Source organism: Rhizobium acaciae (assembly GCF_025941625.1).
GTDB lineage: Bacteria > Pseudomonadota > Alphaproteobacteria > Rhizobiales > Rhizobiaceae > Rhizobium > Rhizobium acaciae.
Genome location: NZ_JAPCZO010000042.1, coordinates 21,613 through 41,032 on the forward strand (window position 1 = coordinate 21,613; position 19,420 = coordinate 41,032).

Here is a 19,420-nt window from a genome sequence, read left to right on the forward strand (position 1 = left end):
GAATGCAAACGGCATTCGCCCGGCGTTTGACTGCAAGCTGCGGCGGATGGTTCCGCCGCATGATTTCGAAAACCTTGTAGCAGGCCGCTCACCCGGCAGCGTGCGGAAGGCTCCCGGGCGCGTCTCCGATCGACCATCCTCCGTCGACCGGGATATTTGCACCGGTAATGTAGCTGGCAGCATCGCTGCACAAAAAAACAAACGCCCCAACTAGGTCCTGCGGCCGGCCCGGCCTGCCCACAGGGATCTTGGCGGCAACCGCTTTACGGAACGCCGGGTCGCCGTAGCGCGCGGCATTGGCTTCGATCTCGATCGCACCCGGCGAAACCACATTCAGCGTGACGCCGCGATGGCCGATTTCGCGCGCAATCGACCTGATCGCAGTCAACTGCGCCGCCTTGAGAGACGCATAGACAACCGTTTCCGCCCGCGGCCGCACTGCCATGATGCTGCCTGTGGCGACGACCCTGCCCCAGCCCCGCTCGGCCATCGGTGGAACCAGCTTTACCGTCAGCGTCAGCAGCGCCGAGAAATTCGATGCCACATGGGCGCTGACATGCGCCTCATCCAATTCCTGCCAGGGCCGCCGATGTTCGATAGCGGCATTGGCAATGAGGATATCGACCGGGCCGTGTGTTTTGAGCACTTCATCGGCAAAAGCCTGCGTCGCACGCCCGTCGGTGAAGTCTGCTTCCAGTACCGGCGCTGTGCCGCCGGTCGCCCGGGCCACCTCACGCGCACCCGTCTCATTACCGAAATGATGCAGGATCAGTTCCGCTCCATGCTCCGCAAGGCCAAGCGCAACAGCCCGGCCGATGCCGGAACTGGCACCGGTTACCAGCACGCGCCGGCCTTTCAGTGAGAAGCGCGCGGCGCTCATCGCTCGGCATCTTTCAACTTGTCGGCCACCTCGAGCGAGGCAATGTCGGCAGCTTCGAAATGCTCCCGGATTTTTTGCTCGGCGAGGTCGGCATCACCAACTGCAATTGCGTCGTAGATCGCCTGATGCCGGTCAATCGTTGCCCGCCAGTCAACGTCGCTGCGATTGGCGCGACGTGAAAACAATTCCGACACCTCGCGCTGCACGGAACGCATGCTCTCCATGTGCACGCGGATCATGTAATTGCCCGTCGTCACGGCAAGGCCAAGGTGAAACAGGATGTCGGCGGCGGTAAAGCCGGAGGGCTCCTGAACGGAAGCCAGCATGCCCGCCAGGCCCTGCCGCATCATATCCAGACCTTCCGGATCGCGACGTTCGGCGGCGAGCCGGGCAATTCCCGTCTCGACGACGCGGCGCATTTCATTGGCTTCGCGCAGCCGCTTGAGACTGGAGCGGACCGCATAGCCGTAGATTTTGTCCATCGAGTCGCCGCTCAGCGCCTTGGCGCGGGCAACCTTGCCTTGTTGGGTGAAGATCAGCCCGGCTGCCGTCAGCTGGCGAAGCGCCTCGCGGGCGATCGGCTTCGAGACACCGAATTCCCTGGCGATCTCCCCTTCGGGCGGCAACGGCTCGCCAGGCGAGATGCGCCCATCAAAGAGTGCGGCGGCAATCGCATCGGACACCCCATCCGCCAACCGCGAAGGGTTCGGCGGCTTGGCGGTGAAAACGGGCTTCCTTTCGGGAATTTCAGTCATCTCGATCCTCATATTCACAAAGCTAACATGCAGTTTCCAACTTAGCAACTAGGTTTATCAGTTGCCAAGTCGCGAACATCTCGCTAGGAATAACAGACACACCCCAAAGCAGCGAGCAAAACCCGGAGCAACAAGCAGAACATTGGGAACTAAAGAGCCGATGGATTCCGTGCAACGTCCGACCGGACAGGCGATCCTCATTTCAGATGTCGTCGCTCATCCGCTCAGCCAGATGCTGCCCAAACCGACCGTCACGTCCTGGGGCACCTATCACAAGGTCTCGATGGTCCTCATCGAGGTGCGCACCGATGCCGGCATCGTCGGCGTCGGTGAAGTTCTGGCCCGGTTTTCGCCCAAGGCCTATGCGGAACTGATCGAAACCTCGTTAAAACCACGGCTGATCGGACAGGACGCACGCAACATCGGTGCGCTCTGGCAATCCATGCGGCGCTCGCTGTCAGGCCGCGCCGGCGGCATGCTGATCGAGGCGATCGCAGGCGTCGACATCGCGCTGTGGGACATCATGGGCAAGGCCGCGGGCATGCCGATCGCCAAGCTGCTTGGTGGCATCGGCCGGGAAACGATCGAAGTCTATGCCGCCGCCGTAAACTGGGTCGACGATGCTGAGGCGGATCGGGAACTGGAGCGTTATATCGGCGAGGGATTTCCGCGCATCAAAGTCAAGATGGCCAATCCCGTCAAGGAAGCCTGTCGGCGCATCGAACGGCTGCGCAAACGCGCCGGCGACGATATCGAACTCTGCGTCGACGCCAACTGGGCTTATGATCTGGACCAGGCGATCGAAGTCGGCAGGGCACTTTCGGCCAACGGTTACTTCTGGTTCGAGGAGCCGCTGGCGCCGGAAAACGAGCAAGGCTACGAAGAACTTCGCAAACGCTGCGACGTGCCGCTCGCAGCCGGAGAGAGCAATTTTACCGCCGATCAGGCGCAGCGTCTCGTCGCCAACCGCACCCTTTCAATCCTGCAGCCGGATGTCGCCCGTGCCGGCGGCATATCCGAAACACGGCGCATGGCTGACTATGCCGCCCTCCATAATGTGGGCTACGCCCCGCATATCGGTATGTCCGGCATTATCTGCGAGACGGCCAGCGCGCATCTGGCGGCCGCCCTTCCGAATTTCCGGGTGATGGAATGCGAATGCGATCTTAGCCCCTTCAAGCGCGACCTGGCCGATCTGGCGCCCGGCTGCCTGCGCCAGAAGAATGGCCAGCTCGACGTGCCGACACGGCCGGGTCTCGGCATCGAAATCGATTGGGACGCCGTCAAACGGCTCCGCATACAGTGAGGTCAACGCCATAATGACGACATCAGCCCCCTCTTCCACAGCAGACATGATGGAAGCCATGAGGCTCGCCATGCTTCGCGCGGATCCAGCGCTCAGCCGTTTCGATCCTCTGCCGCGCATCCTGTCGTTTGACGATTTTTCGCGCGGGCATTGTGGCTGGTCACAGTTGGTTGGCAATTACGAGGACAACCTCGACGTCATGCTGCCCGGCTTTGCCCAGCACTCGAGCGCCATGCTCTCAACTCTCGGGCATTGGGATGCAGGATCCCACGGCGGCATGGATTCGTCCTATGCGCTAAAGATCGCCACGAAGGCAAAACCGGGTGCCCAAAACGTTGCAATCAAGCGTCATACCTTCCGCAAGCGCGGGCCGATCCGCTTCGAGATTTTCTTCACGTTCAAGCCGGAGGCGACGGAACTGAAACTATCGGAAACCGATGTGCGATCGATCGGCTTCCTGTTCGACCTGCAATGCGGCGATCGCGACGAAGACGGCGAGCGGGTTATGCCACATCTGCGCTTTCTCAATGCACTCGACGGCAAGCACTTGCAGAAATGGCAGTACAAACGCGAGACCACGTCCTTCACCGCCATCGGCCGGGAAGACAAGACCGTAAGCCACTATCACCTGGCGCCCGAAGGCTGGCTGGACTTGCCGGATGGTGAGCAACGGCTCTGCTACAACGAGATCCCGACGAAGGTGAACTGGAGCTATATGCGCTTCGATTTCGACCTCGCCTCCATGAAGGCGACCGGCTTGCAGTGCAACGACCGGAATTTCGACGTATCCGGCTTCGAGTCGATCCGGATTCCGGCGATGAAAAACCTCTGGTGCATGCTGAACTTCTGCCTGTTCGCCGAGACGGATGTCGCCAAGCGTGCCTTTCTCTACGTCGATTCCATCTGCATTTCAGGGGATTTTTGATGCTTCCCGAAAACATCACGGCGGTGATAACCCGCAATGAGCGCTGGAGCGGTGACGCCGCGAGCGAACCCTATGAGGCCGGCTGGGCGCATGAAGCCGTGTTCTTTATTCGGGCATTGAAGCCTCCCGTCGGCACAGTATCCAAGGGCTGGGTGGAAATCTCGCCTGACGGCATGCATTGGGTTCGGGAAGGAACGGAATTCACCATGCCGGGCGAACAGGATGGCGTTGCCGTGGCCCGGCTCAACGCCTTCGGCAATTGGCTGCGCGTTGCAACCCGCTTTGCCGATGGCGCCGAATGCACCGTGTTGGTGACCCTTCATCTGAAGGCTTGATTTGAGATAACGCGGATATCGCTTCCCCGCTCTCTCCTTTCCTCAGCCAAGATAGGCGCCCTGGGCCAGAAGTTCCCTGCGCAAATCCGCGTAGTCGACATGCCGCGGGCTGGCCCTGTTGCCGACCGAAAGTGCTGCGGCAACACCGGCCGCCTGGCCGAGCGCAAAACAGGGCGGCATGACGCGAATGGCGCTGAGCGCCTCATGCGTCGCCGAAACCGCGCGGCCGGACACCAGCAGGCCCTCATGAACGCGCGGCAGCATGACCCGGTAAGGTATCTGGTAGATATTGGCCGCATCAAGCCCCTCGCCACCGGTACCACCGCCCGAGCCTGTGGGATCGTGAATATCGAGCGGATAGCCGCACAACGCCACGACATCTTCGAAGGTGCGGCCGGAATGCAAATCTTGCAGCGTCAGTTCGTAGGCGCCATCGATCCGTCGGGTTTCCCGCACGCCGATCTGGGTTGCCGTGTCCCGCAGTTCCACCTGCTCGAAGCCGGGCAGGTTGTTCCGGAAGAAATCGAGCAGCGCCACGGTCTGCTCCCGGCCTTCGACCTCGGCAAGCGAGAGCTCAAGGGCGTCAGCCCCATTGCGGCGCAACACGCGGCCGGTATTGATGCGCCAGACGCCCGGTTCCATGGTCTTGTAGAGACCGATGCCGCGGCGAGGCGCGGGAAAGCGGCCCTCGGCCGTCGCCTTGGCGACGATCGAGGCGAAAGGCCGAAAATCCTGCGGATGCGCGCGGATGTAATCCTCCACCACCTGGTCATCGACGTTCTGCACGCGGAAGAACAATGTCTGCGGCTGGGAAAGGCCGTCGCTTTCCCGGCCCTGACGGGTATGGACACCGGCATAATGGGCGACATCGCCATCGGCCGAGCAATCGACGACGACCTTGGCACGAATGCTCCTCAGCCCGCCCTTGCCGGCGCAAACAACCCCGAGCACCCGGGGGTTGGCCGCATCATGGTCATCGACGACCGCATCAACGACCATGGTGTGCAACAACAATTCCACTCCCGCCTCGACGCACATGCGCTGCGCCGCGACCTTCGCCGCCTCAGGCTGGAAAGGGGTCACCTTGTCGTGGCCGTAGACGATGAAGCCGCAATAGGCTGAGCCTGCCGGGATCGTACTCGGATGCAGCGCGCCGCCCAGCGCCATCATCCGCTGAACGAATTCTTCGTAGATGCCGCGGATCAGTTGCTGGCTGCCGTCGAGCGAATAGGAGGTCATGCAGGGGCCGACGAGGCCCGCCGTGAGATTGCCGCCGAGGAAGCCGTAGCGCTCCACGAGGCGTACCCGCACTCCAAGACGTGCCGCCGCGACCGCCGCCGATAATCCCGATGGTCCGCCCCCGATGACGAGCACATCGACATCATCGAGTTCGGGAATATCAGCCGAATAGGCGTAACGGCGGGCTGTCTGCTGCATGCCTTTATCCCCTCCCCGATCTAGCGGAACATCGATCCGCCATCGACATCGAGCGCGGCACCGTAGGTAAAGCTGGCTGCATCCGAGCACAGGAACATGATTGCCGCCGCCATGTCCTCCGGCCGTCCCATGCGCCGCATCGGCAGATTGCCGGCGATGCGGTCCTTCAGCGACTGGTCGATATGGGAGTGCATCGGGGAATCCGTCGGCCCGGGGTTCAGCGCGTTGATGCGGATCTTCCTGCCCGCAAGTTCGCGCGCCACCGACTTGACCATCGACAGGGTCCCGGCTTTCGATGCCGCATAGGCGGTATCGGCAATCAGCCCGCCGCCGCCATGCACGCCGGCATCCGAGGCGATACAGACGATGTTGCCGCCATCGGGGTTGTCGAGCATGCGTTTGACTGCGCCCTGCACGACGAAGAAGGTGCCGAGCAGATTGACATCGAGCACGCGATGCCAATGCGTCCGATCCTGCTCGAATATACGCTTGGCTGTGATGATCGCCGCACATGTCACGACGTTATCGAGACGCGCGAGATTGGCGTCACAATAATCGAAGGCCTTGTCGATGCTTTCCTGATCGCTGACATCCACCGTCACGGTGTGAACAGCCGCGCCGCCACTGCGCAGTTCCGCACCGTAGCGCTTCAGCCCCGCCTCGTCACGATCGGCCAAGACGACTTCCGCGCCCTTGCTGGCGAAGGCCCTTGCCGTTTCAAGACCCATTCCGCTCGCTGCGCCCGTGATAAGGACGCTTCGGCCCGCAAAACTATCGTCGGAAAAAGTGGCATAGGTCCCAGACATCGTCGCAGCGTCCTTCATTAAGGGCAGTCCAACAACCAGTCAGAAGGCCCGCTTCCATCGCTAGTAACGTAGCAACTATGTTATATAGTTGTAAAGCGCAATGTCGAGGCAATACCCTGTCTGGAGGCAGAGTTTCGCGTGGCAAATACTCGTTGATCGCGCTGCTTTCAAAAAGCGCGGCAGGTGGCGAAAATGCGGGCTCGGCAAGGGCGAGGTTCTCTTCCCGAAATGAACTCCGGCGCAATCGTCCGGGGCGACTCCGCTCGAGTCGCGAGGCGGCAATGGGATGGGCGCCGCCCTGCAATGCGCCGGCCCTATTTCTCCGCCGGCGCCACGATCTTCATCACGAACGAAGTCGGCGCCTCGCCCGGCCCGAACGGTCCGGGCACCTTGTTGCTCACCGGCGGCAAGCTCTTGAGATAGGCCGCAATCGCCGCAGCGTCAGAGTCGGTGAGCTTCGCCAATGCGGGCCACGGCATGATTGGAGCGAGCATGCGTCCGTCGGGGCGCCTGCCTGTCCGGATCGCAGTGACGATATCACGCTCGCTCCAACGCCCGAGGCCCGTCTCCTCATCGGGCGTGAGGTTGGGGCCGTAGAACACCCCGACATCAGGGATCTCGAAACCGACCTCGGAGCCGCCGAGGTGACGCGTCATGTCCGGCTTGCCGAGGAAATGTCCCGGCGTGTGGCAATCGGTGCAGCTCGTGATGGTCACCAGGTATTTCCCCCGTTCGACCAGCTCGCTGTCGGCCGCGCCGGCGGGCGACGATCCAATCGCCGCCGCCAGCGCTGCGAATGCTGCGGGCAACACCCGCCTGGCCGCCCGCCACGCCACGCGCGTGACAGCAGATCCGAAATCGTGAATGCTCATACTTACCTCCATCCCATGGCTTTAGGGCTTGCGGCCGATTACGGCGCCGTTCGCGCCGGGTGCGTCGAACCAAGCCGTCTCGATGTGCCGGACTCCGGCTTCCTCGAGCCACGCCGAATATTCGGCCGGCGCGTAGTTTCGCCCTTCCGCCTCGATCAGCATGTTGAGGCTCATTAGCGCGGCCGGCGCCGGCCCGGTCTTTTCGTCATTGACGAGAAGCTCGCTGATGATCACTGCGCCGCCGCTCGGCAAAGCCTCGAAGGACCGGCGCAGCAGGGCGCGGTTCTTGGCCTCGTCCCAATCGTGCAGGATCATCGACAGGAGATGCACCTCGTGATCCCCGGGAAGCTGTTCGAAGAAGTTGCCGCCGGCGGTCTCGCACGGCGAAATTCGACTCCCTATTTTTGCGTAGACGTCGGCGATGCCTCAGAAAGTTCGCGACCCGCCGAGGGTAATCAATAGGCTAACTTCGGTTCTCCAAGCGGTTTGTTTTGCGCCACTCTTCGTATTCTCCGCGGGCATCGTCATGCAGCGGATAGTAGCGCTGCAACGACCCGCCCTCCATAAGCTTCACGCGCGAGAACTCCTCCCAATCGTGATGCTTTTGCGATTCTTCGATTACCTTCGCGGCCATTGCGACTGGAAGCACCACCACCCCGTCATCGTCGGCGACGATGATGTCGCCGGGGATGACCGTGACACCGCCGCAGGCAATCGGAACGTTGACCGCATTCGGATAGATGCTGGTCTGCACATGGTAGTTCGGAGTCCAGCCACGTAGCCATAGAGGGAGATCCAGCTTCTCGACATTGGGCCGATCGCGCATGCACCCATCGATTACGATGCCAGCGCCGCCTCTGCCTTTGAAATAGGTCGACATCATATCGCCGAAGACGCCCGAGCTCATGTCGCCGCGCGCGTCGACCACGACCACATCGCCCTCCTGCGCGTGATAGAGCACGTGCCGGTGCAACTGCGTCTCCGGATCGGCATATTCTCCCTCGGTGAAGAGGTCCGGCCGCTGCGGCATGAACTGGAGCGTCAGCGCCGGCCCGACGATCGACTTCCCGCGGTTCTGCGGTACGGGACCGACCATGTGCGGATTGCGGAAGCCCATGTGGCCAAGCGTGCCGGCAACCGTCGCGGCGCCGATTTCCTTCAGTGCGTCGATCAGCTCTTTGGGCGGTCGCGTAATGTCGGGAGTATGCGTCATTTTGGGCTCCGATGGATGAAACTACCAGTTTGTGACAGAACCGTCGCGGCGCTTCAGGTGAGGCGCTTCCCAGAAACGAAAGCTCTCCGCCTTGACCGCCTCTTCGTTGACCTCGACGCCGAGCCCCGGCAGATCGCTGACCGGATAGTCGGGGCCGTCGAGCCGTGGTTGCACGGGGAAGAAGTCGGAATTGTCGAAGCCGAGCTTTGCTTCGGGCGCCCTGGTCTCAAGCCACGCGAAATTCGGCACCGCGGCGGCAAGATGGATGGTCGCGGCCGTGCAGACTGGGCCGAGGGGATTGTGCGGCATCAGGTCCACATAGTGCGCCTCGCTCCAACCAGCGACCTTCATCGCTTCGGTGAGCCCGCCAACATTGCAAACATCGAGCCGGTTGAACTGATGAATGCCACGCTCGATGTAGGGTAGGAATTGCCACTTGCTGGCAAATTCCTCGCCGATGGCGAACGGGATGTCGGTCATCGTGCGCAGAGATTCGTAGGCCTCCGGTGTCTCGTCTCGTATCGGCTCCTCGAGGAAGTCAAGCACGCCACGGCCGAGCTTGTTGCAGAAGCTAGCCGCCTCTGCCACCGACAGCCGATGGTGATAGTCGATGCCGAGCACGACGTCGTCGCCCAGCGCCTCGCGCGCCTTGTTTAGCATCGTTGCGGTAGCGCCGATCGACTCGCGCGGCTCAAAGATGTCCTTGCTGTTTTGCCCGATGGGGAAGAAGCGGATCGCCTGCCACCCTTGTGCGCGTAGCTCGCGGGCTCGTTCGATGGCAACATCGCCCTCGGCCTCGTCACCGGTCGAGGCGAAGGTAGGAATGCGGTCGCGCTGCTTGCCGCCCAGCAGGTCGTAGGCCGGCACCCCCAGCGCCTTGCCCTTGATGTCGTGAAGGGCAATGTCGATGGCGGAAATCGCCGCCTGCAGAACGCGCCCGCCTTCGAAGTATTGGCTACGATAAACTTCTTGCCAGATGCGACCAATCTGCATCGGGTCGCGGCCGATCAGAAACTCGCGATAGTGCTCGATCGCGCCGGCTACGGCCTTCTCGCGACCGCTCAAGCCGCTCTCGCCCCAGCCGAAGATGCCGTTGTCAGTCTCGACCTTGACCAGCATCTGGTTGCGCGTTCCTACCCATACCGGATAGGGCTTGATCGCCGTGATTTTAAGCTTCGTAGTCATCCACGCCCTCGTTTCACACGCATCCGCTTGGTCTCAATTGGCTTTGAGGGCCATTTCTGTTTCGCCGTCGAACAGATGCATCCGCTCCTGGTCGAACTCGAGCCAAATCTGTTCGTCCGGTGCGACGGCAATGGTCGGCGGCACGCTGACATTGATGATGGCGCCAGACAGGAACGCCTGTACGAAGGTGACGTCTCCGGTCGGCTCCACCGTATAGGCCTTGGCAGGAATGCTTCCTGGCACCGCACTCTTGTGCAGCTTGATCGTCGAGTGACGTGCGCCGAGCACGACTTTCTTGGTTGTTGCCCTTGAGACCTTCTGAGCGTTTTCTGGCGAGAGCTCGAGGCGCCAGCCCTCCGCGCTGGTCAACACAGTGTTGCCGTTTGCCGTTGACGCCTCCAGCGGAACAAGGCTCATCGCCGGGCTGCCGATGAAGCTGGCGACGAACATGTTCACCGGATGGGCAAAGACCTGCGCCGGTGAATCGTATTGCTGCAGGTAGCCACCGTTCATCACCGCCATCCTGTCGGCCATAGTTACCGCTTCGAGCTGGTCGTGCGTCACGTAGATGATCGTCGCCTTGAGGTCCTGGTGGAAACGCTTGATCTCCGACCGCATCTGCACGCGCAGCTTGGCGTCGAGGTTGGAGAGTGGTTCATCCATCAGGAATACCGCCGGATCGCGAACGAGGGCACGGCCGAGCGCCACGCGCTGCTGTTGCCCGCCCGAAAGTTCGCGTGGCTTGCGCTCGAGCAGCTGCGTCATGTCGAGCACTCGCGCTGCTTCCTTGACCTTCTTGTCGATCTCGTCTCTTGGCAGTTTGCGCATCTGCAGCGGGAACGCCAGGTTTTTGTAGACCGATTTCTGCGGATAGAGCGCGTAGTTCTGGAACACCATTGCGATGTCCCGGTCCTTGGGGTCGAGGTCGTTGACCACCCTGTCGCCGATGACGATGTCGCCAGATGTGATGGGGATGAGCCCCGCCACAAGATTGAGTGTGGTTGTCTTGCCGCAGCCTGAAGGGCCGACGAGCGCAACGAATTCGCCGTCGTTGACCGTCAGCGAAACATTGTTGACAGCTTTGAAGCTGCCATAGGTCTTGACCAGATCTTTAAGGACCACGTGGGCCACCGGCAACTCCTCTAGTGCTTGACTGCGCCTTCCGTGAGGGCGCGTACGAAGTATCGTTGCAGGACGAGGAACAGGACCACGACGGGCACGCTCATCATAAAGCTGGCCGCCATCAAACCCGGAAAGTCCGTCGTATTTTCCGAGAAGAAGCGCTGGATGCCGACCGGCAGTGTCAACTGCTCGTTCTTGGAAAGGAAGGTGTAGGCGTAGATGTATTCGTTCCACGCGCCGATAAAGGAATAGATCGCCGTGGCGATGATTCCTGGCGTCGAGAGCGGCATCACGATCAGGATAAAGGCCTGGAACCGCGTCGCGCCGTCGATGCGCGCCGCCTGCTCGAGTTGCACCGGAATGTTGTCGTAGAAGCCCTTGAGGAGCCAGATTGCCAGCGGCAGACCGAATGTGAGGTAGGTGAGGACGAGCGACGCATGCGTGTTCACCAGCCCGATCGCGCGCATCAGGATGAAGAGCGGCACGAGAAAGATCACGGCCGGGAACATGTTGCGAAGCAAGACGGCGAAGAACAGAAAGTTCCGGCCCGGGAAGGTGAAGCGCGAAAACGCGTAGGCCGCAGGAACTGCCACGATGACCGAAAGGATGGTCGTGGCGGTGGAGACGAAAAGGCTGTTCCAGAAGAAGCGGAGGAAGTCCTGGCCGACGCTGTTTTGCGGATCGAGCAGCTTCTGGTAGCTGGCAAGAGTGGGTTGGTCAGGCCACCATTGCGGCGGGAATTGCATGGCTGCGAAGCCGGACTTGATCGAGGTGATCAGCATCCAGATCATCGGCAACGCGGTGTAAAGCATCATGAACACGAGGAAGATGCGTCCGCCCCACCGCCATCCGTCGATGCGCATACGGCGACGGGCCGGGCCTCGAGGAGTAGTCTCGGCAATCGTGCTCATGCGCTGCCATCCTTCCGCTCGTTGCCGCTTAGCGCACGGACGTAGAAGTAGCCGAGCGACATCAGGATCAGGAACAGCAGCACCGAATAGGCCGATGCCACCCCCCAGCGCTGGCGGCCGAAGGCGAGCTCATAAATGTGGGTGATCCAGATATGCGATGCGTTCGACGGCCCGCCGCCGGTCATGATCCAGGGGATGATGAATGAATTGAAGTTGGCCACTGCCAGCAGAAGGATCGTCACCGTCGAGACGTTTCTCAAGTGCGGGAAGGTGACGTGCCAGAACCGCTGCCATGCATTGGCTCCGTCGACCCTTGCGGCACGCAGCAACTGGTCGGGGACTGTCTGCAGGCCAGCCATCATCATGATCATGGCGAACGGAAACTCTCGCCAGATATTGACGACGATCAGCGAGGGCAGCACCGTGCTGACGCTGTCGATGAAGTTCGGCGGCCGGTCGGCCAATCCGAGGCCGACCAGCACCGCGCCAATGATCCCGAAGTCCGAATGGTAGATCCACTTCCAGATATAGGACGCGGCGACCGCGCTGATGACCCAGGGGATGATCAGGATGGCCCGCAGGATGCCACGGCCGAGAAAGTCACGATGAAGCGCCAGCGCGCAGCCAAACCCCAGGACAAATGCGATGAGAGTGGATCCCAATGTCCAGATAAGAGTGTTCGAGGTGACCGTCCAGAACACCGGACTTGTGAGGATGGCGATGTAATTGTCGAGGCCGACGAAAATCTTGTCCCGGAGTTGCAGGCCAGGCGGTGTGTTGAAGAACGACAGCTCGATCGTGTAGTAGATCGGATAGGCAATGACGATGAGCATCACGGCGATCGCGGGAAGCACGTATGCGTAGTCAGCGCGATGCTCCCAAATCTTTCGCAGCACGCCGGACCTGTCGGGTTGCAGTCTTCGGCGTGCCTCGGCCTTGCCAGTCAAGATCGTCACTGTGCCCTGCCCTTATTCTTCGGAAGAAACCGGCTGCAATCGAGGCGCAGCCGGTCAGATCGGCAGGCTTGGACTAGAGTCCGCCGTCCGTCAGGTCTTTTACCTTCTTGGCTGCGTCGTCCGCTGCTTGGTCGACGGTCATGGCTCCGGTGAGGGCATTCTGCAGCATGTCCGGGACGATGATGTTCATGATCTCGGGGGACTGTGGCAGCGCCGGGAACGGGATGCCGTATGGCAGCATCGAAGTCGTGACATCAAGGAACTTGATACTATCAAGGCGTTCCTTCATCCATTTGGTCTTGAAGCCGTTAAGGTTCCCCGGGTTCGAGCCGGCATAGGCCATTTTCAGCGACCATTCGGGGCTCGCCCACATGCAGCTGATGGCCTTTGCAGCCGGCTCGTCGACCTTGCCGCCCTCGACATATTCGGGCTTCAGGATGTGAATGTTCGAGCCGCCAAACACGACGGCACGCTTGCCGTCGGGGCCAGTCGGAATCAGGCCGTAGCGCATATTATCGATGACGGTCTGCGCTTTGTCCTTGTCGCTGCCCGTCGTCTTCTTCTGCAGGTCGAGCATGACGTTGTAGTCGGACGGGTGCGAGACCATCATGCCGAGCTGGCCAGCGAGGAATAGGGGCTGGTTATCCGCCTGCTGATTGGTGAGCGCCGAAACCGGAACCGACTTGTCGCGAACATACATATCGTAGGAGGCTTGCAATGCCGCTTTGCTCTGGGGGCTATCGAGCTGGACCTGCTTATAGGTCGGGTTGGCGGTAGCTTCGTCGAAGACGCCGCCGCCATAGGCCCACAGCTGCGGCATGAAGCGATACGGCGTATTGCCGGCATTCTTGCGCGCCACGAGGCCGTAACCGGCAATGCCGAGCTTGTCGTGGATCTGCTTGGAATATTTGACGACGTCGTCCCAGGTTGCCGGAGCCTTGTCCGGATCGAGGCCTGCACGCTTGAAGACGTCGGCGTTCCAGATGAACGCCATCGTCTCGTTGTTGGTTGGGATGCCGTAGGTCACCCCCTCCCAGGTTACGGCCTTCATTGCACCGGGCCAGAAGTCCTCGGTCGAATATCCTACATCCTCGGGTTTGAGCGGCTCCAGATAGCCTTTTGCGGCGAACTCGGTGCCCCCCAGGATTTGCAGGCGCACCGCCATGGGCGCTGCATTGCCCAGAAGTGCGGTCCGGAACTTATCCAGAAGGTCATTATAGGTAAGGGCTTGTTCCTCAAGCTGGATGTTTGGATAGGTTTTGCGGAAGGTCTCGAAGAAATCCTTGTAATACTGGCGCAGGAGGTCGGGGTCGCCCTCGAACACGCCCTGATACCAGAAAGTCAGTCGCCCCTTGTAGTCGAGTGGGGTGACCTTGGCACAATCGCCCGCCGTGTCAAAATCCTGTGTGCCGGCAATGGAGCGCACATATTCCGGCGACCACTTGCTCAAGTCGACCGGCGCACCCAGCGCAGACGCAGACATCAACGATACCATCAAAGCAGTGCAGACAGTGCCGCGTAGGACGGCACCGCCGAGTGAAATCCTCGTCATAAGGTATCCTCCAGCTTCTCCCATGCCGCTCTGCCTAGAGGCGAGCGGTCTTTGCTCCTCGGCCGCGGGACTTCCACCCAATGTACTCCTTCGACCAGATCATACGTTTTCAGATTGTAGATTGCCTGTCAATTGAAGAAATCGTACATTGTTTTGGGAAGCCTTGCGTGATATCCGAGCAATATGTGTATTGACTGGGGATAGTCTTGGCCGAAACAAGCGATTTCAAAGCAAAGCCACCCGAAGGGATCGACCCTATCGGAGCCTCCAGCGAGGGCGCCTCGCTTTATCAACTGATCAGGGAAGACATCATCGAAGGGCGGCTCGCTGCCAACGACCGGCTTGTGGTCACCGATCTCGCACGGCGCCACGGCACCTCAACCAACCCCGTGCGCGAGGCTCTGCAACTGTTGCGCGGTGAGGGCTTTGTCACCCTTGTTCCCAACCGCGGAGCGCGCGTGCGGCCCATAGATCAGGATTTTGTTCGGGACATCTACGAGATAGGAGTCTTGATCGAGCCGGCACTGACGCGATGGTTCGTGAATATGGCCACCGTCGAGGACATTGCTGAACTCGAACGCATCCAGGGCCTCATTGAAGAGAACAACTTCGCCGACACGTTCAGGCACAGCGAGCTGGACACCGCTTTTCACACCGTCATGTACCAAAAGCACTACAACCGCCATGCCGCCGAGCTTTGGTGGAAGCATCGCGAAGTGCTTCGAGCCGTGAGCCGGCGTTTCAACTTCACGCTCGCCCGGCGTGCCGCGATCCTTAGCGAGCATCGCGAGCTCATCGCGCATGTGAAAGCGGGAAATGCGAACGAGGCAGCCGAGCTCATTGCACGCCATGTCGAGGGCTCCGGCCGGCACATCCTCGAACACATGCGCGCACGTAACGCCGCTCGGGCAGGATAGAATACTTAGCCTGGAATATCGTTATCCCGACCATTTCAGTAAAGGCAGTTGAGATGAAAATCACCAGCGTTCGGCCGTGGCTAATCAGATCCGATGCTTCTTATTGGGGAGAGTTTCTGTTCGTCGAAGTGACGACCGACGAGGGGGTGAGCGGCTGGGGAGAGATCACCACCACGACAAGGCTCGCCAATCGCGCCCTATGCACGATCCTGCGGCAGATCGGTGCCGCTGTGACAGGCGAGGACCCGGCGCGTATCGAGTATCTGTGGCACAAGATATTCCGCAGCTTCACCTACATGGGCAGTCGCGGCGCCGCAGTCGAATGCGTAAGCGCCATCGACATAGCCCTTTGGGACATTCGAGGCAAAGTTCTTGGTAAGCCGATTTACGAGCTGTTGGGCGGACCGGTACGCGATGAAATCGCGCTCTACACCCATCCCAACCAGGCCAAATTTACCAGCAAGGAGGCTGTGGTCCGCGAGATTAGAGACATCGTCGAGTCCGGTCACACTGCGCTCAAGTTCGATCCTTTCCCCCACCAGGGCCGCACCGCCGATGGACAGTCTCGCGAACAGCGGGACGGCTACCTCGACGGCAGCATGACCCGCAAGGACGAGCGCGAAGCCGCCGAACTCACGGCTCTGATCCGCGAAACGGCGGGCTCTGATGTCGACATCCTCATCGATGCGCATGGCCGCTTCGACGTTCCCACCGCCATTCGCCTTTGTCGGAGCCTGGAGGAAGCTGGTCAGATCGACTGGTTCGAGGAGCCCTGTCCACCGGAGAGCCTCAACGCTCTCAGACAGGTCCGTGAGAAGGTCAGCGCCGCTATCTCGTGGGGCGAGCGTGGCCACACGAAGTGGGATTTCGTGCCGGTGCTCGAAAACAAGCTCGCCGACTACATCATGCCTGATGTCACCTGGACCGGCGGCATTACCGAGCTCAAGAAGATTTCTGCCCTATGCGAAGCCTACTACATCCCGGTCTCGCCGCATGACGCCGCAGGGCCGATCAACGTGGTTGCGGGAGCGCAGGTGATGATGACCGTTCCTAATTTCTACAAACTTGAAACGTCGGAGTGGAACCTGGGCAAATACGATCACCTCATCGACAGACCACTGGATGTTTCGAACGGCAGCCTCAAGCTTACGCCCAAGCCTGGTCTCGGCGTCGAAATGAACCGCGACTACCTTCAAAACCACGAGATAGAGCTGGATTAGCAACGCTCTATGCCGCCGCAGCCGTGCGCGGAGACAAACCCGGCGACAGAACGAGGATAAATCATGCCAGAGGCAGATGGAGCCGACGAGGCGCTCAATCGGGTGAATACACATTCCAAGCCGTCCGACCTTCGGATCACCGACATGCGGGTAGCCGAAATTGTCGGCGCGCCGTTCACCTCAGTGCTGCTCAAGATTTACACCAACCAGGGCATCGTCGGGCTTGGCGAGGTGCGCGACGGCGCCAGCGCCACCTACGCGCTGATGCTGAAGAGCCGGTTGCTTGGCGAGAACCCTTGCGACATCGACCGCCTGTTTCGCCGGATCAAGCAGTTCGGCGGGCACGGTCGGCAAGGCGGCGGCGTATCGGCGGTTGAGATCGCGTTATGGGATCTTGCCGGCAAGGCCTATGGCGTCCCTATCTACCAGATGCTCGGCGGCCGGTTTCGGGAGAAAGTGCGCGTCTACTGCGATACCGACGCCACCGTGCCGAGCGGTACCGAGACCGGTAAGCGCCTCAAGCAGCGCATGGAGCTCGGATTCACCTTCCTCAAGATGGATTTGGGATTGATGCAGATCGCAGATGTGCCCGGTGCGGTCGTGTTTCCTGCCGGCTCGCTAGAAGGATACCGCGACGGTCCCAGTCGCGGACCGCTGAAGACCATTGAAGAGCGGCGTGTCCGCAACGCTGCGTACGATTTGCATAACGTCCAGCACCCGTTTACCGGCCTGCACTTTTCCGACAAAGGTCTCGACCTGCTTGAGCAATACATCGCCGAGGTTCGTGAGGTCATCGGCATGGATGTGCCGCTTGCGATCGACCATATCGGCCATATCTCCATGCAGAACGGCATTCGCCTTGCCAGGCGAATTGAAAAATACGTGCCAGCCTGGCTCGAGGATGTGATCCCATGGCAGTATACCGAGCAGTACCGACAACTGCAGGATGCCACCACGGTGCCGATCTGCACTGGCGAGGATATATACCTCAAGGAGGGCTTTGAGCCTCTGCTCAACAGCTGCGGCGTCTCCGTTATCCACCCGGACCTGCTCACCAGTGGGGGCATCCTCGAGACCAAGAAGATCGGCGACATGGCGCAGGACCATGGTGTCGCCATGGCCATCCACATGGCAGAAAGTCCAATCGCCGCAATGGCCGCGGCACATGTCGCGACCGCGACCGAAAATTTCATGGCGCTCGAATACCATTCCGCCGATGTCGACTGGTGGGACGATATCGTCACGGGGCTTCCCAAGCCGCTGGTGAAGGACGGCTTTATCACTGTTCCGGACAAGCCGGGCCTGGGGATTGACGACGTCGTCGACGAGGTGATCTCGCAGCATCTGCAGCCGGGTGTCACCGGCATTTGGCAGCCCACGGATCGCTGGGACGATGAGTATTCCTGGGATCGCACCTGGAGCTGAGGCGAAAAGGAACGAAGATGAAGATCACCGATCTGCGCTGCGCCGTTATCGGCAAACACCCGATCGTCCGCATCGTAACCGACGAGGGCCTCTATGGCTTGGGCGAAGTCGAGTTCACCAAATCCTACCTCAAGCCCTTTGTGCTGCATTTCCGCGAGGCGCTGATCGGCGAGGACCCGACCGACGTCGAGAGAGTCATGCTGAAGATCCGCCAACGCGGCTCTTTCAAGCCGTACGGCGCAGCGGTAAGCGCTATCGAGCATGCGCTGTGGGATATTGCCGGCAAGGCCGCGGGCGTGCCCGTCTATAAACTGCTCGGCGGCAAGGTGCGCGACAAGGTGCGCGTCTACAACGGCTCGATCCGCCAAAAACGCACGGGCGACCGGCCGGAGGATTACGCCGCTGACGTCAAATGGATGATGGAGCAGCCGCAGAACTTCTTCATGGTCAAGCAAGGAATCTCGTTCCACTCCAACATGAAGGACACCATCGAGGACTTCCACTACGGCGTGACGCAGAAGAAGGCCGGCTATCACGGCGCCATGGATCAGGGCATGATCAGCGAGCGCGGTTTCAATCACATGCTCGACTGCGTGATCGCGATGAAGGAAGTGCTGGGCGACAAAGTCAGCCTGGCGCTCGACTGCGGCCCGGGCTGGATGCTGCCCGATGCGATCAAGTTCGCTCGCGCGGTCGAGAAGTACAATTTGATGTGGCTCGAGGACATGCTGACTGGCGATTATGTGCCGTGGGTCAATCCGCAGGCCTATCGGGAACTGACAACCTCCACCTCGACGCCAATCCACACGGGTGAGCAGATCTACCTGCGGCACAATTTCAAGGAACTGATCGAGACGCAGGCGGTACGCGTCATCGGCCCCGATCCAGCCGACATTGGCGGCATTGCCGAACTCAAATGGGTCGCCGAGCATGCCTACATGCACTCGATTCTGATGGCACCGCACGGTACCGCTAACGGCCTGCTGGGGCTCGGCGCGTTAATCAATGTCTGCGCCACCTTGCCGGCAAATTATATCGCCTTCGAATATCCGAGCGCCTCCGACCCCTGGTGGCAGGATCTGGTCATCGGCTTGCCGCCGCAGATCGTCAAGGACAGTATGGTGGACCTACTGGAAGCGCCGGGGTTGGGCCTCGATATCGACGCCGAAGCGGCCAGGAGATATCTTAGGGAAGAGGATGCGGGCTTCTTCGACTGAACCTCTCTCCACTCTATCTCGTCGGCGATCGCAGCCTCTGGGAAATCCTGCCTTAATTCAGGCAGACAGCGAGTGCCTTGGATACAATACAGGCAGCAGAATTCCTGGCTCGGAATGAATTGAACTGAAGGATCCGGATCCGGTTGCTGCATCCTGGATGCTTGCCACGACCTACTTCTGGAACGCAAAAAGCCCGCACGAGGCGGGCTTTTTGCGTCTTGTTTTTATGGGAAGGTTTGGTTGCGGGGGCAGGATTTGTTGTTTTCTGTCCCGCTGCGTCGGCTTTGCCTTGTTGCAGGCTCCTGATTAGGCGTTAATCCCTCGACCTGTTACCAGATACGACAAAGCCCGCACGAGGCGGGCTTTGTGCGTATTGTTTTTATGGA

At 60.5% G+C, this 19,420-nt stretch carries 19 protein-coding genes; 7 read left to right on the top strand and 12 right to left on the bottom strand.

What is annotated here, in order from left to right:
* Nucleotides 1-88: 88 nt before the first annotated feature.
* Both OLZ32_RS37170 and OLZ32_RS37175 read right to left on the bottom strand, forming a co-directional pair.
* Complete coding sequence (locus OLZ32_RS37170; RefSeq protein WP_264425377.1) at nt 89-880, bottom strand: SDR family NAD(P)-dependent oxidoreductase; 792 nt, start codon at nt 878-880, stop codon at nt 89-91.
* Complete coding sequence (locus tag OLZ32_RS37175; protein ID WP_264425379.1) at nt 877-1,635, bottom strand: FadR/GntR family transcriptional regulator; 759 nt, start codon at nt 1,633-1,635, stop codon at nt 877-879. The genes OLZ32_RS37170 and OLZ32_RS37175 overlap by 4 nt, the downstream gene beginning before the upstream one ends.
* A gap of 160 nt (nt 1,636-1,795) precedes the next feature.
* Here OLZ32_RS37175 and OLZ32_RS37180 point away from each other — a divergent pair, with 160 nt between their 5' ends.
* The 3 genes from OLZ32_RS37180 to OLZ32_RS37190 are packed head-to-tail and all read left to right on the top strand — an operon-like array spanning nt 1,796 to nt 4,201.
* Complete coding sequence (locus OLZ32_RS37180; RefSeq protein WP_264399495.1) at nt 1,796-2,941, top strand: mandelate racemase/muconate lactonizing enzyme family protein; 1,146 nt, start codon at nt 1,796-1,798, stop codon at nt 2,939-2,941.
* A 58-nt stretch (nt 2,942-2,999) separates the two neighbouring features.
* Nucleotides 3,000-3,866: a DUF6772 family protein gene (locus OLZ32_RS37185; RefSeq protein ID WP_264425397.1), complete on the top strand. Its 867-nt coding sequence runs from the start codon at nt 3,000-3,002 to the stop codon at nt 3,864-3,866.
* The gene (locus OLZ32_RS37190; RefSeq protein ID WP_003542563.1) at nt 3,866-4,201 is read left to right on the top strand and encodes a hypothetical protein; all 336 of its coding nucleotides are present in this window, start codon (nt 3,866-3,868) and stop codon (nt 4,199-4,201) included. Before OLZ32_RS37185 ends, OLZ32_RS37190 begins: the two co-directional genes overlap by 1 nt.
* Nucleotides 4,202-4,243: 42 nt before the next feature.
* Here the strand turns inward: OLZ32_RS37190 and OLZ32_RS37195 are convergent, their stop codons facing one another.
* The 10 genes from OLZ32_RS37195 to OLZ32_RS37240 form a co-directional block, all read right to left on the bottom strand.
* Complete coding sequence (locus OLZ32_RS37195) at nt 4,244-5,638, bottom strand: FAD-dependent oxidoreductase (protein WP_264425384.1); 1,395 nt, start codon at nt 5,636-5,638, stop codon at nt 4,244-4,246.
* Nucleotides 5,639-5,658: 20 nt separating this feature from the next.
* Complete coding sequence (locus tag OLZ32_RS37200; RefSeq protein WP_264425386.1) at nt 5,659-6,462, bottom strand: SDR family NAD(P)-dependent oxidoreductase; 804 nt, start codon at nt 6,460-6,462, stop codon at nt 5,659-5,661.
* Nucleotides 6,463-6,758: 296 nt separating this feature from the next.
* Entirely contained in the window at nt 6,759-7,316 is a 558-nt protein-coding gene (locus OLZ32_RS37205; RefSeq protein WP_003542585.1) for a c-type cytochrome, read from the bottom strand.
* Nucleotides 7,317-7,337: 21 nt separating this feature from the next.
* Entirely contained in the window at nt 7,338-7,739 is a 402-nt protein-coding gene (locus tag OLZ32_RS37210) for a methyltransferase (RefSeq protein ID WP_319641244.1), read from the bottom strand.
* A 40-nt stretch (nt 7,740-7,779) separates the two neighbouring features.
* A complete protein-coding gene (locus tag OLZ32_RS37215) occupies nt 7,780-8,529 on the bottom strand; it encodes a ribonuclease activity regulator RraA (protein ID WP_003542586.1) in 750 nt (249 codons plus the stop codon).
* Nucleotides 8,530-8,550: 21 nt separating this feature from the next.
* Nucleotides 8,551-9,714 carry a mandelate racemase/muconate lactonizing enzyme family protein gene (locus OLZ32_RS37220; protein WP_003542588.1) on the bottom strand — a complete coding sequence of 388 codons (1,164 nt, stop codon included), beginning with the start codon at nt 9,712-9,714 and terminating at the stop codon, nt 8,551-8,553.
* Nucleotides 9,715-9,747: 33 nt separating this feature from the next.
* Nucleotides 9,748-10,845 carry an ABC transporter ATP-binding protein gene (locus tag OLZ32_RS37225; RefSeq protein ID WP_003542589.1) on the bottom strand — a complete coding sequence of 366 codons (1,098 nt, stop codon included), beginning with the start codon at nt 10,843-10,845 and terminating at the stop codon, nt 9,748-9,750.
* An 11-nt stretch (nt 10,846-10,856) separates the two neighbouring features.
* A complete protein-coding gene (locus OLZ32_RS37230) occupies nt 10,857-11,747 on the bottom strand; it encodes a carbohydrate ABC transporter permease (RefSeq protein WP_003542591.1) in 891 nt (296 codons plus the stop codon).
* On the bottom strand, nt 11,744-12,703 hold the full coding sequence (locus tag OLZ32_RS37235) for a carbohydrate ABC transporter permease (protein WP_028743224.1): 960 nt from the start codon (nt 12,701-12,703) through the stop codon (nt 11,744-11,746). Before OLZ32_RS37235 ends, OLZ32_RS37230 begins: the two co-directional genes overlap by 4 nt.
* 73 nt (nt 12,704-12,776) lie before the next feature.
* Complete coding sequence (locus OLZ32_RS37240) at nt 12,777-14,255, bottom strand: ABC transporter substrate-binding protein (protein ID WP_003542594.1); 1,479 nt, start codon at nt 14,253-14,255, stop codon at nt 12,777-12,779.
* A gap of 206 nt (nt 14,256-14,461) precedes the next feature.
* Here OLZ32_RS37240 and OLZ32_RS37245 point away from each other — a divergent pair, with 206 nt between their 5' ends.
* The 4 genes from OLZ32_RS37245 to OLZ32_RS37260 all read left to right on the top strand — a co-directional run bounded on the left by OLZ32_RS37245 (nt 14,462) and on the right by OLZ32_RS37260 (nt 19,034).
* Nucleotides 14,462-15,172: a GntR family transcriptional regulator gene (locus OLZ32_RS37245; RefSeq protein ID WP_003542596.1), complete on the top strand. Its 711-nt coding sequence runs from the start codon at nt 14,462-14,464 to the stop codon at nt 15,170-15,172.
* A gap of 53 nt (nt 15,173-15,225) precedes the next feature.
* On the top strand, nt 15,226-16,392 hold the full coding sequence (locus OLZ32_RS37250) for a mandelate racemase/muconate lactonizing enzyme family protein (RefSeq protein ID WP_164022981.1): 1,167 nt from the start codon (nt 15,226-15,228) through the stop codon (nt 16,390-16,392).
* A 63-nt stretch (nt 16,393-16,455) separates the two neighbouring features.
* Nucleotides 16,456-17,817 (top strand): mandelate racemase/muconate lactonizing enzyme family protein, encoded by a 1,362-nt coding sequence (locus OLZ32_RS37255; RefSeq protein WP_264425393.1) that lies wholly within the window; start codon nt 16,456-16,458, stop codon nt 17,815-17,817.
* 17 nt (nt 17,818-17,834) lie between these two features.
* Nucleotides 17,835-19,034 carry a mandelate racemase/muconate lactonizing enzyme family protein gene (locus OLZ32_RS37260; RefSeq protein ID WP_164066929.1) on the top strand — a complete coding sequence of 400 codons (1,200 nt, stop codon included), beginning with the start codon at nt 17,835-17,837 and terminating at the stop codon, nt 19,032-19,034.
* The last annotated feature ends 386 nt before the right edge of the window (nt 19,035-19,420 follow it).

Coding starts and splice junctions, on each gene's coding strand:
- OLZ32_RS37170 (WP_264425377.1), bottom strand. CDS start 880: ATGAGCGCCGCGCGCTTCTCACTGAAAGGCCGGCGCGTGCTGGTAACC.
- OLZ32_RS37175 (WP_264425379.1), bottom strand. CDS start 1,635: ATGACTGAAATTCCCGAAAGGAAGCCCGTTTTCACCGCCAAGCCGCCG.
- OLZ32_RS37180 (WP_264399495.1), top strand. CDS start 1,796: ATGGATTCCGTGCAACGTCCGACCGGACAGGCGATCCTCATTTCAGAT.
- OLZ32_RS37185 (WP_264425397.1), top strand. CDS start 3,000: ATGAGGCTCGCCATGCTTCGCGCGGATCCAGCGCTCAGCCGTTTCGAT.
- OLZ32_RS37190 (WP_003542563.1), top strand. CDS start 3,866: ATGCTTCCCGAAAACATCACGGCGGTGATAACCCGCAATGAGCGCTGG.
- OLZ32_RS37195 (WP_264425384.1), bottom strand. CDS start 5,638: ATGCAGCAGACAGCCCGCCGTTACGCCTATTCGGCTGATATTCCCGAA.
- OLZ32_RS37200 (WP_264425386.1), bottom strand. CDS start 6,462: ATGAAGGACGCTGCGACGATGTCTGGGACCTATGCCACTTTTTCCGAC.
- OLZ32_RS37205 (WP_003542585.1), bottom strand. CDS start 7,316: ATGAGCATTCACGATTTCGGATCTGCTGTCACGCGCGTGGCGTGGCGG.
- OLZ32_RS37215 (WP_003542586.1), bottom strand. CDS start 8,529: ATGACGCATACTCCCGACATTACGCGACCGCCCAAAGAGCTGATCGAC.
- OLZ32_RS37220 (WP_003542588.1), bottom strand. CDS start 9,714: ATGACTACGAAGCTTAAAATCACGGCGATCAAGCCCTATCCGGTATGG.
- OLZ32_RS37230 (WP_003542591.1), bottom strand. CDS start 11,747: ATGAGCACGATTGCCGAGACTACTCCTCGAGGCCCGGCCCGTCGCCGT.
- OLZ32_RS37240 (WP_003542594.1), bottom strand. CDS start 14,255: ATGACGAGGATTTCACTCGGCGGTGCCGTCCTACGCGGCACTGTCTGC.
- OLZ32_RS37250 (WP_164022981.1), top strand. CDS start 15,226: ATGAAAATCACCAGCGTTCGGCCGTGGCTAATCAGATCCGATGCTTCT.
- OLZ32_RS37255 (WP_264425393.1), top strand. CDS start 16,456: ATGCCAGAGGCAGATGGAGCCGACGAGGCGCTCAATCGGGTGAATACA.
- OLZ32_RS37260 (WP_164066929.1), top strand. CDS start 17,835: ATGAAGATCACCGATCTGCGCTGCGCCGTTATCGGCAAACACCCGATC.